We start from the raw sequence: 14,810 nt of genomic DNA on the forward strand, positions 1-14,810 counted from the left end.
AGCTGTGAAAATATCCGTAGTAGAAAATCCTGATCAACAATTTGTCGATTTTTTAAGTAGTAAAATTAGCGAGTTTAACTGGGCGAATTGGGAGGTCACAGAGCGCCTTCCATTGGCGGTTGAAGTAAAGGATGAGTCTGGAGAGGTTGTTGCAGGTGCAGCCGCGCGTACTTTTGGTAACTGGTTGTTGCTAGATACTTTGTGGGTTTCTGAGACACTTAGAGGTCAAAATATCGGCTCACAGATACTAGAAAGCCTAGAAGCGGCAGCCAAACAAAGAGGGTGCGTGAAATGCTTACTCGATACCTTAAATTTTCAGGCAATGCCGTTTTATGAAAAGCATGGCTACGAGACTCAATGGATCCAAGAGCATTACCCTAAAGATGGCTGTAAGTATTTTATGGTAAAGGTGTTATAACAAGTTTTCTGTGGAGAGAGTGGTTGAGTGGAGATAATCTCGGCCGCCGATACGTGGGTGAATGTGCCAAGGCATTTTTAAGTAATAATGTTAGCTAAACTTCAGAATCCCACTAGGCCTAGGGGGGACAGTTTTTAATTCAATTGCGAATATAGGACGCTCAGCTATTGAGCGCACGCACGGGATTACCTACAATACAGCATGCTTAAATAATTGAAGAAAAACGATGACAGATTCAACTGAAAAACCAGCACTACCAGATAGACTTTCAATCAACCCTCGCAGCCCACATTATGCTAAAGAAGTGCTAGAACACCATATTGGCATCCGTTTCAACGGAAAAGAGCGCACGGATGTTGAAGAGTACTGCATCAGCGAAGGCTGGATTAAGGTAGCATCACCAAAGGCGTTAGACCGTCGTGGTCAGCCTTTGCTACTGAAGTCAAAAGGGACTGTTGAAGCTTACTACTGCTAAGCTTAACAAACAAAGATACAAAAATGCCGGACTTTATCCGGCATTTTTTACATCAATTATATTACCACTCAATTAATGTGCTGAAGTTAACCAGCTCAGAAATTGACGTGCTTCGCCGCCATTGGCGAATTGTGTGATCTTACGGCCTGTGCCGTCAGCAAAGATCACTTTAGATTTGTTCACCGAAATTGAGCGAATTGGTTGCTCAACACGGATCTCTGTTCCGTTATATGTATATGACATAATAAAACTCACTTTTATAATGCACAGCAAATTAGCTGATGCTTTTGATAGTAGATGAGCTTCATTACAGTTTAGCGAACAGAAGACACTGTCCTCGCAACGACCCGAGACGGGCATGACAGCTTATACCAATTTTCGTAATTGGCTTGATTTCGCCTGACTATATTAAGCTCTACTTGTATTTTTTATGCGGACTTACTGGATCAAGGCAAGGAGGCATTACTTGAGGTTTGCTTTATTTTGAGAGGAAGTTAAAGCAAGAGAGGGATAATATAGAATTGCATTTTTTAAAGCAAGCTTTTTATGTCGATGTAGCGGTAAATATTCTCAACACTTAGCCAAATAAAGCACCTAAGTTTGCCCCGAGGCGTTAAACCCCGAGACATAGTTACTCTATTAGCACAGCGTTTGTTCGACTGACTGCTTGCCGTTAAATAGCTCAAATGTTAGGTTCTGAGGATGTTGAGTGGCAAGGTAAGCTAGCGCGTCTGCGACATTCTCTCGACTTATTACGGCATCTTCTCTATTTGCAGGGCGTGAAGTGGAGAACCCGCCGGTTGCAGGCTCATTTTGTAACGCACCCGGTCGGACGATGGTGTAGTTTACAATACTTTTCTGTAGGTGTTGGTCAGCCATGTGTTTGGCTACCAAGTACGGTTTGATTTCACTTTCAATGTTATCAGGATCGTCGGCGCCAATAGAGCTGACCATAATAAAATGCTTAACGTTTGCTTTCACAGCATAGTTAATTGCTTTAATGGCGGCCCACAAATCAATAAGTAGGGTTTTATCCGCACCAGTCTCTCCACCAGAGCCTGCGCTAAATATTACCTGCTCGACGTTGCCAAAGGCTGAGCTAAAATCGCCTTCAAGGTCTTGCTCAATGATAGTAAGTTGCTCAGATTGAAGATCAGCTAGCTTGCTTTTATTGCGCACTAACGCCACGACGTCATGGCCTTGTTCCAGCATTTTCTTTGTCGTCATTTTTCCAATTTGACCACTGGCACCAATGATTAAGGTCTTCATAGATAAACTCCTTTAAAGTGTTTGCTTAACTAAGACCTTGGGGTCATGGTGTAGATTTAAACCCCTGTGGTGGAAATAGGTTATAAATAGGCGAGTAATTGTATAGATAATCTAAAGTCGTGGTGGTCAGGGGAAAATTGACCACCATAGAGAGGGGAGAGTGACCTGTTACTTTGTTACTTTGCGAGCTCTAAAGTTACGGCCTTTCATTTTTCCTTCTGAGATTGTTTTAAGTGCCACGTTGGCAATACTGCGCTCAACCGCAACGTATGATGACATCGCGGTGACTTTTATTTTGCCGATTTGGTCACCTTTTAACGCTTGATTTGAGGTCAGTGCACCTAAGATATCACCTGGTCTTAATTTTGCTTTTTTACCGCCGTCGATTTGAATGGTTACCATCGGCGCTCGGTTAATTTTGTTATTTAACACTTGGTCGCTTGGCAGGGTATTGGGCTCAATGGTCTTACCTAAATAGTCTTCGAGGGCATTTACTTTATGCGATTCTTTATAACTCATTAAAGAGCATGCCACACCTTTATTGCCTGCACGTCCAGTTCTGCCAACGCGGTGAACATGTACTTCTGGGTCATGGGCGATATGGTAGTTGATCACCATATCTACGTGATCGACGTCGATACCCCGGGCTGCGACATCCGTTGCCAATAAAATGGTCACGCTCTTATTCGCAAAACGAACCAATGTGCGGTCACGGTCTTTTTGCTCTAAGTCACCGTGAAGTGCAGCCGCATCAAAACCTAGGCTATACAGGCTGTCGCATACGTTCTGGCACTCTGCCTTGGTGTTGCAGAAGATAACCGCTGAGTTTGGTTGAAATTGCATTAACAGCTTTTGTACCGCAGGCAATCTTGCATCGTTATTGTCGACTTCGTAAAAATACTGTTCAATTGAGCTATCATCATGTGTCGCTTCAACCGTGACTTTGGCAGCATCTTTCATGATGTGCTGCGCGAGCTGCTCTATTTTTGGTGGGTAAGTTGCACTAAATAACAGATTTCGGCGTGCTGTAGGGCAGTGATCTATGATGCACTGTAGTGACTCTTCAAAACCCATCTCCAACATGCGATCCGCTTCATCCAGTACAAAGGTATTCACTTCATCTAGCGACAAACGGCCTTTGCGCAGGTGCTCTTCAATACGCCCTGGCGTGCCCACAATGATGTGCGCACCGTGTTCAAGAGAGCCAATTTGTGGACCCATAGGCGCGCCACCGCACAGCGCTAACACTTTGATGTTATGAACAGCACGGGCAAGCTTGCGAATTTCAACCGCCACCTGATCGGCAAGCTCTCGAGTTGGGCATACCACAAGCGCCTGCACACGAAAGCGTTTTACATTTAAATTATGCAATAGTCCTAAAGAGAAAGCGGCGGTTTTACCTGAGCCTGTTTTACCTTGGCCAATGACATCTTTACCCGCCAAGATAAGCGGTAAGGTTTGTGCTTGAATGTCAGTCATGGTGTGATACCCCAATGACGCGAGGTTATCGAGTAAGGCGCTGGAAAGTGAGGTACTTGAAAAAAGTGGCTGAGTCAAAGTCGCTGTCTCTGTAGTTCTAAAACAGCAATTATAACATGACTCGAATGGATAGCGCGTGTAAGGCCGTGATAAAATTTTTTATCACGGCCAAGTGCGTTAAAAAATAATCTTAAACATTTCCCATGAACAGGGGTAAGTGGCATTACAGCCTATGACGGTAGGATGCACATTGGCTCCCGCGCCACCATTACCTGCGGCTTGGATATAGTGACCATTGATTGACTTAAGCGCCACTTTATCGCCATTTTGGATCAAAGCACCGGGATTATTCGGCAACTCAATCGTGAAGGTTTCCCAAATAGAAGCCACCGTTCGATTAGCATTTAACTCAGCGCCCCCACCTTGCTCTGCAACAAAGTAATAGCCAGTGGCTGTTTGAATGTGAATGGTGTCGCCATCAAACAGGTTACCGCCGTTGACATCGATAAGATTAAACCGTTCCCAAGGGCCAATCGCAATACGATTGGCGTTTACTGTATTACCGCCATTGTTTTCTGCAACGAAGTAATATTGTCCGCCCGTTTCAAACGACACATTAGTAAAAATCGTCGGGCCACATGGGGCTGTAGTGAAGGTTAGGTCTTCCCCTTGAATGGTGGTGCGAGGTGGCTTTGGATCTCCTCGAAAACGGAAATGATATTCGCTGCCGCACTCTAGGTTCGCTATTTGTGCGCTAACCGGGCCATTCACGCCAGCCGGTGTTGCGAGTACGCTGTAGCCGTAGTTAGTGGTTGGGCCATAATCAAACGTTTCTCCACTTAAACCAATAGTAGAGGCGGAATAGCCGTTTAATTGAGCGGAGGTTTCTGTGATATTGCTCGCAGCTTGGGTCACATATTGCGTACCAGCGTGCGCTAAAAATGTACTACCAAACAATGTGAACAGTATCAATTTCAAGATATTCATTGTCTAGCTCCTTTGACGAAAAAAGGCTGTTACGATTAACAGCCTTTTTAGCTTAGGAGAAGGTGTTGCAAATGCTATTACACCTGCTTACACCATTAATTGCCAGAAGTGGGCTTCTGACGTGGTGTACGTTTTTCTCCAGAGTGTTGGCTCTTTGGCTTGTTTGCAGGTGATGATGGGCGACGTCTGCGGTTGCTATTGTTGTTACCAGCAGGCTTGCCGTTGCCACTTGGCCTATTGTTGCGAGGACCTGAATTTTGCTTAGGTTTGTTTTTCGGCTGAGCAGAAGGTGCTTGTTCAGCGTCTGCCGCCTTTGGCTTTTTCGGTTTCTTTGGTTTTTTCGGTTTGATTGGGCGCGTATCTAACTTTGACTCAGGTACGGCAAGTTGCGGTTCAAACCCAGGCTCCACTTTACGTGGCACCAACTGTTGAATTAATCGCTCAATGCCAAATAAATCGCTTGCTGTCTCTTGGGTAACAAACGAGATAGCTTCACCTGTCGCACCAGCACGGCCTGTTCTGCCGATACGGTGAACATAATCTTCGTAAACATTTGGCAGGTCAAAGTTCACGACATGAGGCAGCTCTTGAATATCCAAGCCCCTTGCCACAATATCAGTAGCAACAAGTACACGTACTTCACCATTTTTAAAGCCAGCAAGGGCTTTCATGCGAGCGCTTTGGCTTTTATTACCATGGATTGCTGCGGCATTGATCTTGTCTTTTTCTAGATCCTTAACCAAGCGGTTGGCACCGTGTTTTGTGCGGGTGAATACCAACACTTGTTGCCAATCATGCGTTTGCACTAAATGCTTGAGTAAGCTCGTACGTTTACTTTTGTCTACCGGGTATACCCATTGAGTCACGCTTTTTGCTGTGCTGTTTGCTGGTGCCACAGAAATCTCTACTGGATCATGAATTAGCCCTTTTGCCAATGCTCTAATCTCTTCAGAGAAAGTGGCAGAGAACATCAAGTTTTGTCTGCAGCTTGGCAATACTTTGATGATGCGCTTGATATCGTGAATAAAGCCCATGTCTAGCATACGGTCGGCTTCATCCAATACCAGTACTTCAAGGTCATCAAATTTGACAGCATTCTGCTGGTAAAGGTCGAGTAATCGCCCAGGTGTTGCCACTAAAACATCAATGCCTTTACGCAGCTTCATCATTTGCGGATTGATCTTCACACCGCCGTAAACAACTTCAGAGCTGATAGGCAGGTGTTTACTGTAAAGCGCAACACTTTGCCATACTTGGTCAGCAAGCTCTCTGGTCGGCGTTAGAATTAACGCGCGTACATTGTTCGCACGAGGCTTAGTACCAGCAATCAGCTTTTGCAACAAAGGTAATGTAAAGCCCGCTGTTTTACCTGTTCCCGTTTGCGCCGCAGCCATCACGTCTCTGCCTTCTAAAATAGCAGGAATGGCTTGCTCTTGAATCGGAGTCGGTTTGTCGTAACCTTGTTCGACAACGGCTTGATTTATTTCTGGGGCTAAACCTAAGTGGCTAAAGCTCATGATTTTGTACTCTGTATTGGGCGGCGGGCAAGAGTACAGTATTTACTCCGCTTAAGCAATTTCGCCGTGCTGTTAAATAGGCCCAAGCTAAATAATGATAGGCGGGTAGATAACAAAGCATAGCGTAAACATCAGGATTACAATCAAAATAAATGAAAGGAAACGTTCGTACTGCAGGTCTATTGATGGCATTAGTTATTCACGACCAGTTTGCGCTGTATATAAGTCACTAATTCGGAAAACTGGCTTAACTTAGGAGCTGTTTTGTGAAATACACATCTGTATCCTTGTTAGAAAAGGGGTTTTATTTTGCGAGTCTTGCTGTTGCGTTGTTACTTTCACCATTAACACAAGCGCAAACCGAGCAAGTCACCGCCCAGCAATTTGTCGATTTGCAACAAGGGCAAAACCACTTCCCTGGGTTTCGCCGGGCACACGCAAAAGGGATTTGTGTGTCAGGAGAATTTAAATCGAATGGACGGCTATCTCAGTACTCAAACGCAACAGTTTTTAAAGCCGGTACGCATCCATTTATTGGCCGATTGTCCATTGCTGGAAATAATCCGCACGCTGCTGAGTTGACTGCACCGGTAAGGAGTTTCGCGCTGAGCTTCGTAACCGGTGCTGAGCGTTGGAATATTGCGATGAATACGCCTCCAGTGATGGCGGTAACAAATCCCCATGATTTTTATCAGCAAATTGTTGCTCTGAAGCAGGGTAAAGAGGCAGTAAAAGACTTTTTTGCTAAGCATCCAGAGAGTTCGGATTTTTTGGCTTGGAAAGCGAGTTACACGCCAAGCCCGAGCTTTGCCCTTGAGACTTATCATAGTATTAATGCGTTTTATTTGGTTGATGAAAAAGCGCAGCGTCAGGCTATTCGCTGGAAAATGCTGCCATTAAATGAAGAAAGTAAAAATCCTTACACTGGCAAAGACGCGCTACAGCAAGAATTTGCAACTCGATTAGAGAAAGGGGCTGTACGTTTCAATTGGCAGTTTATATTTGCCAAGCAAGAAGATGATGAAAATAATCCAGCCAAACTCTGGCCCAGTAATCGCGCGAAGGTAGATGCTGGAGGGATCTTCATAACGCATTGGCAACCGCAACTATCGGGTAACTGCCATGCGCTCAATTTTGATCCCTTGATATTACCTAGCGGTGTTAATGCAACCGAAGATCCAATTCTAAGAGCGCGCTCTGCTGCCTATGCAGAGTCCTATCGCCGTAGGGCTAAGGAGCAATTGATGGGCGCACTTGAGGAGACAGTGAATGACTGATCAAACAACACGATTTAATCTTGCGATGAGAGTGCTTCACTGGTCTATGGCATTACTTATCTTTGCTATGATTTTTGCTGGCCTTACGATGGTACGTGCGCTTGAACCTTGGCAGCTTACTTTACTGGGGTTACATAAAGCATTTGGTATGCTGGCACTTTTGCTACTTTTATTGCGCTTTCTTATTAGAATAAAGTCACCTACACCCAGCTTGCCATCTGGGATGTCGACAATACAGGTCAAACTGGCCAAACTCAGCCACTGGCTGCTTTACGTATTGATGTTAATTATACCGACTAGCGGCCTGTTGATGCAGTATTATGCTGCGCGACCAATTGTGGTGCTCGACTTATTCACCATTCCAGCCGCGATGGTGCCTCACATCGAGTACTTCGCCGTGTTTCGCGAAGGGCATGGTTTAGCGGTATTGCTACTGATTGCAGTACTTGCAGTTCATATCGGGGCGGCGCTTTACCATCACTTTATAAGAAAAGATGGCGTGCTAAAAAGCATGTTGTAATCGACAAAGAGTCATTGTAAGTAAAAACAGTTAAATAACCGCGCCCTAACACTCTGGTGTCATATAGGTGTCGAAATAGCTCATGCTGCACGCGACTTGTTTAATGGCGGTATAGCTTTGCTCCATCGCCGCTCTTAGTAAGTTTTTATAATCGCTTCCTTTGATACTACTAACCATACAGGTTGCGCCAAAGTCTAGAAGCGCAAAATAAATAACGAGATGTAAAAACTCTCGAATATCTCGTATGTGCCATTTAAAATTGAGCGCTTTTAATACGTTAGCTAGGTGCGATTTGTTCTTAGCGAGCCAATCAATGGCTTGGATAATTCACAGCTAGCCTGTTGCAGGCGATTTGCATGTTGAAATGACAATGTTTGATTGGTAGGTTACTAAAAATAATAAATAAAGTTAGCTTGAATGTTGTTGTTTTTTACTTGTTGATAAGTGAGATATTCAAAAATTCACGCTAATGAGCTATTAGGTACTCAAAGGAATGCAGAGATGCTCTACAAAATAGAAGAACAAGCCGAAGCTTTTGAAAAGTTAGAGCCTGTAGAGTTCAAAGACTTTTCTAGTTTTGGAAAACTTGAGAAAGATCTAGAAAACTTAATTGCAAATAGCATCTTAGATGTGTTGTTTGAAGATGCTAGATTGATGCCTGTGTTTCAGGAAAGACAATGGCAAGCGGAAGCTGATATATATGCACTTAATGAAAATGGTGAATTAGTTATATTTGAATTAAAGCGTGCATCAGTTGGGAAAGATGCCGTCCATCAAGCACTAAGATATGCGCAAGACGCTGGTCAATGGAGCTACCAAAAGTTAGAACAAAAGTTCAAAGAATATAGCAAAAGCGAAATGTCGCTAGTTGAAGCTCACAGAGAGGCTTTTAGTCTTGAGCATGAATTAGATCCAAAAGAAATAAATAATAAACAACACCTATTAGTTATCGGTAGTGCAGCCGATGAATCATTAGTATCTTCCATCGATTACTGGAAGAAAAATGGTATATCTATTGATTTCCTACCATATCGAGTTTATGAACTTGCTGGAGAAAAGTACTTTGAATTCTTTGCGCTTCCATATGATAAGCACAAGAATCCAAGTGATGTAAAAGGTGTATTATTTGATACAAATCGTAGTTGGGATGAGAATTCTATTTGGTCGATGATGGATAATAGCCGTCTTGAGGCATATGGTGATGCGAAGAGGTTTGTTCACCATGTTCATGTAGGAGATATTGTTTTCTTCTCGCACAAATGGTGTGGCTTAATAGCTGCAGCAAAAGTAAAAGGAGAGGTTAAAGCTCCAGACAGTGAAACTTTGTATCGAGATGTAGAGTTTTTGACTCCTATTCCGAACCGGAAAGATAACAAACTGTTGGCTATGCCTTTTTCAGAAGTTAGCTCAAAAACAGGTAAAAGTTTCTTTTGGGCTAGAACTATAAAGGTCCCTTATCTAACAAAAAATGAAGCACTTGAGTTAGTCGAGGAGCTTAACAATTACTTACATCGCACATAATAAGTCAAGGCTGCCGGACTGCTTCGCTGCCGCAGCTTAACGCGTTAGGCATACAAAAGAGAGTGATATGCAAAAACTAAGCTTTGCGTTAATGTTGATAGCTGTATCGTTTTCAAGTGTAGCTGGGAACGAATTTACACCTGAACAATTAATTGAAAAGGGTAAGGCGTTTGTCCAAGCTAAAAATGCGCGCCAGCAACCGAGTAGTAAGATTGAGGATATTGAAAATTATTTATCTTTGTTGTCAGACAGCTTTATTGACGAACACGTTAAATACAATTTCACTTATACCGATAAATCAAAACTCCGGCAAGATATGATCGGAAAGCTTAAAGATGAAGTCATTAACAGCAGTATTACTATCAATGAGGTTATGACTGGCTCAAATGTCATTTTTATCAAAATGACGGAGTCTGGTAAGGTAAAGCCAGCGCATCTAGACAAAATCATTGAATACAATAAAACCAACATTGTCTCATTGGAATTCGATAAATCCGGTTTAATTAAGCGTATACGAAGGCATCATGGTTAAAAGTGTGCCTTTGAGCAAGGCATTGGTTAGGAAGTTATGCGTAAGTTTTTATATGTTGATTTTTTGTTTCTCCGCTGCCAGTATAGTCGTTAGCTAGTTTCCATTTTAGAAACTTTAAACAATGATTATCAAGGAAATAAAATGAAACTGAGCCTTAAGAAAAGGAACATGAAAGTACTCAATAAAGATAATAGCCAAATAGCTAAAAATGTTACTTTGCAAATTGCTGGTGGTTATAATCGAGGTTATACAGACTTTTATTTTTGTGGGACAACGCATTGTCCATCTGCATATCCAGAGTGTGAAACGATGGGGTGTAACGCATAACCTTTCCCCATAGTCAGCGGTTGCTCATCAATTCATAGGTTTGTTCTGAATCTCAAACCTGTGAATTGTAATTCAGTGCATTCCTTTTTTATAAATACCTTCCAAAGTGCTTTTGAGTTTATTTGCTACAACACCATAAAAATCACAACAAGCAGAGATTGACTCTCTAGATGCTTTAAATACACGCATCTTTTGTATTCAGGGCTTTGTATCGAACACTCTTGTTGTTGTACGACTTTAACGTTTTACTCTTTTTTGATTGGTATGTTATATTGTATCAATTGTGGGCGAGCATGACAAAGGAGAAAGCGTGAACGCAAAAGTACAGTCGTTTGGAGACAAGGCAGCAATTGGGTTATCTATGCTGTGCTTAGTCCATTGTTTAATATTACCTTTTTTATTATTTGTACTTCCTCCCTTTGCGGGTTTACTAGCGCTCTCTGATGAAGCTTTTCACGAATGGTTACTCATAGCCGTGCTACCCATTAGCGTATTGGCCCTTGGATTTGGCTATTTGCGGCATAAGTCAAGTCTTGTCGTGGGCTTGGGGTTAGTGGGCTGCACATTCTTGGTGCTAGCAACTATTTTAGGTGAACAACGCGGAGAAACCTTGTTCACAGTGCTTGGCTCTATACTCATCTCCTGCGCTCATCTTCGAAACTATGCGCTGCGTCGCAATTTTCACTAAATAAAACCTTATTTGGAGTTACTATGAATAGCCTTATGCCCTTAGAGCCGTTGCTTGAGGTGGACTCAGTGCATCATCAGCAGTCAGAACACGCTACCGTGTTAACCAAGATTTATGAGCCCGACACCAATATTGTGATTTGGCAACATGCATTATCACCTGCTTTGAAAGCAGAGTTTGGTCGCTACTTAGAAGCAGCAAAAGAGCTAGAATTAGCGCTACAAATTGCGACTAGCAATATCACCTGTGAAGTTAGTGAGCCGTTAAAGCGGCTGAATTTTAGCGATGCGATGGTGGCGCATATTATTGAAATAGTAGATATGTTTAGCTGCTTATTTGAACTTCGCGTCGTTGGTTTTCGGTTAAAAATGCTCAAGACTGCAATGTGCCCGAAATTTCATGTTGATAAAGTACCTGTACGACTGGTGACAACACTAGCTGGCGCTGGCAGTGAGTGGCTTAGAAACCAGCATGTATCAAGGGATGGCGACAAACTGACTGTGGCCTCGGAAGCAGACGCAATACAGCTTGCCTGTGGGGATGTGGCATTATTAAAAGGTGAGCGTTGGGATGGTAATGAAGGCCGTGGCTTAGTGCATCGCTCACCAGCGGTAGTAATAGGAGAAAAACGATTGCTACTGACGTTAGATTTTATCGCCTAGATTGGATTCATTATGACAACAAAATTAACTGCATTTGCATTTAGCGCTATTTTTAGCCTCTCGCTATTGGGATGCCAGTCGGAGCCTTCAAATATCGGTTCCTCCGCGGTAAGCGGCCAAGCAACCGTCGCTCCGCTTAAAATTGCGACTTGGAACATGGAGCATTTAGCATATCCATCGAGTGCAGGATGTAGGCCTCGTGACGAGCAGGAGATAAGCGCGCTGCGCGATTATGCAAAAGGGCTTAATGCAGACGTTATTGCGCTGCAGGAAGTCGCATCGGTTAAGGCATTAGAGCAGGTCTTTCCAAGTAGTGAATGGCAATTACTGATTTCAAGTCGAGCTAATAGCACGACGTACGACTGTAGAGGAAGTGGCAATCTGTCTACACAGCAGAAAACCGCGTTTGCGATTAGAAATAACCTAGTCCCAAGCAAAGTGGATAACGTGAGCGAACTTAGCGTGGATGTTGAAGGATTAAGACATGGTCTAGTTGTGGCCTTAGATACTCAGTTTGGTGAGCTTTCAGTGCTTAATGTTCACCTTAAAAGTGGCTGTTTTGTTGATAACTACTCGACTTCGGATAAAAAGGCCTGTCGATTGTTGGCAGATCAGTTACCAGTACTTAAATCTTGGTTGGAGAAACATGCAAATAGCAACACCATTGTGTTGGGTGACTTTAATCATCGTTTAAGCCATGGCGACAATCAATTTTGGCAGCAATTAACCAAGCATCAAAATAATGCTTCTGTACCTTTGGTAAACGCAACTAAAACACTGACAGGTTGTCACCCACGTTACCCTGTGCCGATTGACCATATATTGCTGAGCAACAAACTTGCAAACACGGTGAAATTCGACCCCAGCGTACACTTTTTTGCGGATATGTCTGAAGAGAAAATGCTCAGCGATCATTGCGCTATTTCGGTGTCAATTAGCATGCGTTAAGACGGTTGTTCGTTATAACAAAGGGAGCGTATATAACCAAAAATTCAACCGGTGATGTGCAAATATTATCAAGGTCTAATCGGCAAAATCGGCGTCTTTAACGGTAACTTTAGTGTTGAAATTAGACCTTATTTGCTTTAGTCTGCTGCGCAAATTGAGCTGAGTTACATAGACTTAGCGCTTTGCATTCAAAGGATTTGAACGATGACTAAACGCTGTTGGTTTACCATGCTTTATGGTGTATTGCTGGCAATCATTTTATTGGTTGTGAGCGTTCCTTCTCAGGCTTATTTGAGATTTAAAGATGCGTCGGTAGCAGATCCTCACTTCTCTCAGCTACAAGTTAAGCTCGATATTAATAAAACTGGTGCACTTCAAGTTACTCAGCAAGGCATATTGCAAGGGGGAAACTTCGATTGGCAGGGGCTCGCGCAAACAATTGAGCTGGATGTGAGGTATCCAGATGGTACACACTATCTGAGCGATATCAGCATTGACTCAGTAAAAATCGACGAGCAAGAAGTGCGTTATGCACTGAAGTATAACTACGATAGAAGTGCAGTCACGCTTGTAATAAGCAAAGAGCAGCTTCCAAAGCAAGGACAAGCTCAGCAATTTGAAGTGCGATATCAATCAAAAAACCGTATGCGATTTTATCCGGCATTGGATGAATTGACTTATGCACTCTTTCCGAATGTTAATCTTAAAATAAAAAAGCTTACCGTCTCCATTCTCTATCCTCAAACTGCGACGCTGAAGGAGCACCAATTGTTTGTCGATCACCTAAAAAATGATGCGTTTTTGATACGCGATGGGGTGGTTGATGGACGCAATCAGCTCCTATTCGAGAGCCAATCTGAGATAGCAGATAAAGCGCAGGGAGAAATCGCCCTCGCGTTTGAAAAAGGTGTGTTTAAGGATAACTTTCTTTACCGCAAAATTTGGTATCCGTTTAGAGTGTTATTTATTGCTTTGCCGTTTTTAATATTATTTGCATTGGCTGTGTGGCAAACGCGTAAGCGCCTCCACGCATTGCCAAAACTTGCCGATGCGCATCCTTGTTCAACTCAACCACCAGACTTACCGATTTGCTTGGTGAGAGAGCTGGTTGCTGCAAATATCGAGCGCATGCTAACAGCAAATGATGTGTTAGCTGAGGTGCTAAAGCTTGCAGTGGCGAAACAGTTAACCATTAGCGAACGGGGTAAAAACAATGATGAATTTAGTAATGTTGAGCCAAAAAAGCTGGATCAAATTCAGATAAATCCTGAAGCGCCGAGCCAGCCAGAGGCGGTTGGGTTAAGCGGTAAACTGCAACGTTACTTTTATCAACAGCAAGACGTTCAAAGCTCGAGTGGAAAACGCAAGCGAAAACGAGTAATAAAAAACCGCTTTGTTATTAACAAAGGAAACGAGGGGAGAACGTCTTTCACAGAAACAATATGTCATTATGTGAATAATGCCGAAGTGGGGAAAGCTCAGCATAATGTAAACTTTCTTGCTTTTATTGTGCCTATTTTACTTTGGTTAAGTGCTTCTTTTGTTGTGATTGGAGTTGGTGCTGGCAATGGGTGGCAAGTGTTTGCGGGGAGTTTAATTGTAGTTTTATTGTGCACTTCAATATTATTAATTGCGGTGCTTATTGTAGAGATGTTTATAGAACATCGCAGCGAAGATAAAAAGAGCCGAGAAATGTGGCTTGTACGCGCGTTAATTTATATTCCTACCTATTTATTCTTATTATGGATGTGTGTTGATGGTGATGATGAGCTGGTGAATGGTACCAGTGTGGTTTTTCACTTCTTTTACCTGGGTTTTATTGCGGCTTTCTTTTCATTTATCGGGCCCTCCAAGCAATTTAAAGCTTGGGTATTGCAGTCTCAGCAATTTTATCAATACATTAAACTTAAGAGTCAGCACTGCTTCGCTGAAGGGGTCGAAAAAGCAGAGTACGAAGCATTGTTACCTTATGCGTATGCATTTGGTTTGTTGAATGAGTGGATTAAAGGGTATGAGGCCTACCTAACAGCTGAGCTGGACGACACTATGCCTTTGATCCCTTGGATCCGGTATAAAAAAATTACCGAGCCGAGAGAATTAAAGCAACATTTAAGTTGTCTTGAAGCGGTCATGCCTGCAATATCATGTTTGGCCTATGATAAAAATATTGCGTATTAGGGTCTGTTGCTA

The 14,810-nt window shown here is 42.9% G+C and carries 17 protein-coding genes; 11 read left to right on the top strand and 6 right to left on the bottom strand.

What is annotated here, in order from left to right:
• Positions 1-4: 4 nt before the first annotated feature.
• Both PPIS_RS00620 and PPIS_RS00625 read left to right on the top strand, forming a co-directional pair.
• Entirely contained in the window at positions 5-418 is a 414-nt protein-coding gene (locus tag PPIS_RS00620) for a GNAT family N-acetyltransferase (RefSeq protein ID WP_010370668.1), read from the top strand.
• A gap of 226 nt (positions 419-644) precedes the next feature.
• Positions 645-893, top strand: coding sequence for a DUF3297 family protein (locus PPIS_RS00625; RefSeq protein ID WP_010370670.1), 249 nt, complete (start codon positions 645-647; stop codon positions 891-893).
• Positions 894-965: 72 nt separating this feature from the next.
• Here the strand turns inward: PPIS_RS00625 and PPIS_RS25105 are convergent, their stop codons facing one another.
• The 5 genes from PPIS_RS25105 to PPIS_RS00650 form a co-directional block, all read right to left on the bottom strand.
• Entirely contained in the window at positions 966-1,136 is a 171-nt protein-coding gene (locus PPIS_RS25105) for a hypothetical protein (RefSeq protein ID WP_010370673.1), read from the bottom strand.
• A 396-nt stretch (positions 1,137-1,532) separates the two neighbouring features.
• Entirely contained in the window at positions 1,533-2,162 is a 630-nt protein-coding gene (locus PPIS_RS00635; RefSeq protein ID WP_010370676.1) for an SDR family oxidoreductase, read from the bottom strand.
• Between the two features lie 168 nt (positions 2,163-2,330).
• Entirely contained in the window at positions 2,331-3,719 is a 1,389-nt protein-coding gene (gene dbpA, locus PPIS_RS00640) for an ATP-dependent RNA helicase DbpA (protein ID WP_010370679.1), read from the bottom strand.
• A gap of 99 nt (positions 3,720-3,818) precedes the next feature.
• On the bottom strand, positions 3,819-4,628 hold the full coding sequence (locus PPIS_RS00645) for a fascin domain-containing protein (RefSeq protein WP_010370681.1): 810 nt from the start codon (positions 4,626-4,628) through the stop codon (positions 3,819-3,821).
• A 95-nt stretch (positions 4,629-4,723) separates the two neighbouring features.
• Positions 4,724-6,145 (bottom strand): DEAD/DEAH box helicase, encoded by a 1,422-nt coding sequence (locus tag PPIS_RS00650; RefSeq protein ID WP_010370683.1) that lies wholly within the window; start codon positions 6,143-6,145, stop codon positions 4,724-4,726.
• Positions 6,146-6,411: 266 nt separating this feature from the next.
• On the opposite strand from PPIS_RS00650, the gene PPIS_RS00655 reads away from it, so the two are divergent.
• Both PPIS_RS00655 and PPIS_RS00660 read left to right on the top strand, forming a co-directional pair.
• The gene (locus tag PPIS_RS00655; protein ID WP_010370684.1) at positions 6,412-7,422 is read left to right on the top strand and encodes a catalase family peroxidase; all 1,011 of its coding nucleotides are present in this window, start codon (positions 6,412-6,414) and stop codon (positions 7,420-7,422) included.
• Positions 7,415-7,942, top strand: a complete 528-nt coding sequence (locus tag PPIS_RS00660; RefSeq protein WP_010370685.1) for a cytochrome b — start codon at positions 7,415-7,417, stop codon at positions 7,940-7,942. The genes PPIS_RS00655 and PPIS_RS00660 overlap by 8 nt, the downstream gene beginning before the upstream one ends.
• 45 nt (positions 7,943-7,987) lie before the next feature.
• Here the strand turns inward: PPIS_RS00660 and PPIS_RS25585 are convergent, their stop codons facing one another.
• Positions 7,988-8,119 carry a hypothetical protein gene (locus tag PPIS_RS25585; protein ID WP_019647404.1) on the bottom strand — a complete coding sequence of 44 codons (132 nt, stop codon included), beginning with the start codon at positions 8,117-8,119 and terminating at the stop codon, positions 7,988-7,990.
• Positions 8,120-8,443: 324 nt separating this feature from the next.
• On the opposite strand from PPIS_RS25585, the gene PPIS_RS00665 reads away from it, so the two are divergent.
• From PPIS_RS00665 to PPIS_RS00695, 7 genes are all read left to right on the top strand, one after another.
• Positions 8,444-9,463, top strand: a complete 1,020-nt coding sequence (locus PPIS_RS00665) for a PDDEXK family nuclease (protein ID WP_010370686.1) — start codon at positions 8,444-8,446, stop codon at positions 9,461-9,463.
• Positions 9,464-9,530: 67 nt separating this feature from the next.
• Positions 9,531-9,995 (top strand): hypothetical protein, encoded by a 465-nt coding sequence (locus PPIS_RS00670; RefSeq protein WP_010370688.1) that lies wholly within the window; start codon positions 9,531-9,533, stop codon positions 9,993-9,995.
• Between the two features lie 141 nt (positions 9,996-10,136).
• Positions 10,137-10,322, top strand: coding sequence for a hypothetical protein (locus tag PPIS_RS00675; protein WP_017217836.1), 186 nt, complete (start codon positions 10,137-10,139; stop codon positions 10,320-10,322).
• Between the two features lie 310 nt (positions 10,323-10,632).
• Complete coding sequence (locus tag PPIS_RS00680) at positions 10,633-11,010, top strand: MerC domain-containing protein (RefSeq protein WP_010370690.1); 378 nt, start codon at positions 10,633-10,635, stop codon at positions 11,008-11,010.
• Between the two features lie 23 nt (positions 11,011-11,033).
• Positions 11,034-11,672: a DUF1826 domain-containing protein gene (locus tag PPIS_RS00685; protein ID WP_010370692.1), complete on the top strand. Its 639-nt coding sequence runs from the start codon at positions 11,034-11,036 to the stop codon at positions 11,670-11,672.
• Positions 11,673-11,684: 12 nt separating this feature from the next.
• Positions 11,685-12,620, top strand: a complete 936-nt coding sequence (locus PPIS_RS00690; RefSeq protein ID WP_010370694.1) for an endonuclease/exonuclease/phosphatase family protein — start codon at positions 11,685-11,687, stop codon at positions 12,618-12,620.
• Between the two features lie 204 nt (positions 12,621-12,824).
• On the top strand, positions 12,825-14,798 hold the full coding sequence (locus PPIS_RS00695) for a DUF2207 domain-containing protein (RefSeq protein ID WP_010370697.1): 1,974 nt from the start codon (positions 12,825-12,827) through the stop codon (positions 14,796-14,798).
• Positions 14,799-14,810: the final 12 nt, after the last annotated feature.

Source organism: Pseudoalteromonas piscicida (assembly GCF_000238315.3).
Classification (GTDB): domain Bacteria; phylum Pseudomonadota; class Gammaproteobacteria; order Enterobacterales; family Alteromonadaceae; genus Pseudoalteromonas; species Pseudoalteromonas piscicida.

Coding starts and splice junctions, on each gene's coding strand:
- PPIS_RS00625 (WP_010370670.1), top strand. CDS start 645: ATGACAGATTCAACTGAAAAACCAGCACTACCAGATAGACTTTCAATC.
- PPIS_RS25105 (WP_010370673.1), bottom strand. CDS start 1,136: ATGTCATATACATATAACGGAACAGAGATCCGTGTTGAGCAACCAATT.
- PPIS_RS00635 (WP_010370676.1), bottom strand. CDS start 2,162: ATGAAGACCTTAATCATTGGTGCCAGTGGTCAAATTGGAAAAATGACG.
- PPIS_RS00645 (WP_010370681.1), bottom strand. CDS start 4,628: ATGAATATCTTGAAATTGATACTGTTCACATTGTTTGGTAGTACATTT.
- PPIS_RS00650 (WP_010370683.1), bottom strand. CDS start 6,145: ATGAGCTTTAGCCACTTAGGTTTAGCCCCAGAAATAAATCAAGCCGTT.
- PPIS_RS00660 (WP_010370685.1), top strand. CDS start 7,415: ATGACTGATCAAACAACACGATTTAATCTTGCGATGAGAGTGCTTCAC.
- PPIS_RS25585 (WP_019647404.1), bottom strand. CDS start 8,119: ATGGTTAGTAGTATCAAAGGAAGCGATTATAAAAACTTACTAAGAGCG.
- PPIS_RS00665 (WP_010370686.1), top strand. CDS start 8,444: ATGCTCTACAAAATAGAAGAACAAGCCGAAGCTTTTGAAAAGTTAGAG.
- PPIS_RS00670 (WP_010370688.1), top strand. CDS start 9,531: ATGCAAAAACTAAGCTTTGCGTTAATGTTGATAGCTGTATCGTTTTCA.
- PPIS_RS00675 (WP_017217836.1), top strand. CDS start 10,137: ATGAAACTGAGCCTTAAGAAAAGGAACATGAAAGTACTCAATAAAGAT.
- PPIS_RS00685 (WP_010370692.1), top strand. CDS start 11,034: ATGAATAGCCTTATGCCCTTAGAGCCGTTGCTTGAGGTGGACTCAGTG.
- PPIS_RS00690 (WP_010370694.1), top strand. CDS start 11,685: ATGACAACAAAATTAACTGCATTTGCATTTAGCGCTATTTTTAGCCTC.
- PPIS_RS00695 (WP_010370697.1), top strand. CDS start 12,825: ATGACTAAACGCTGTTGGTTTACCATGCTTTATGGTGTATTGCTGGCA.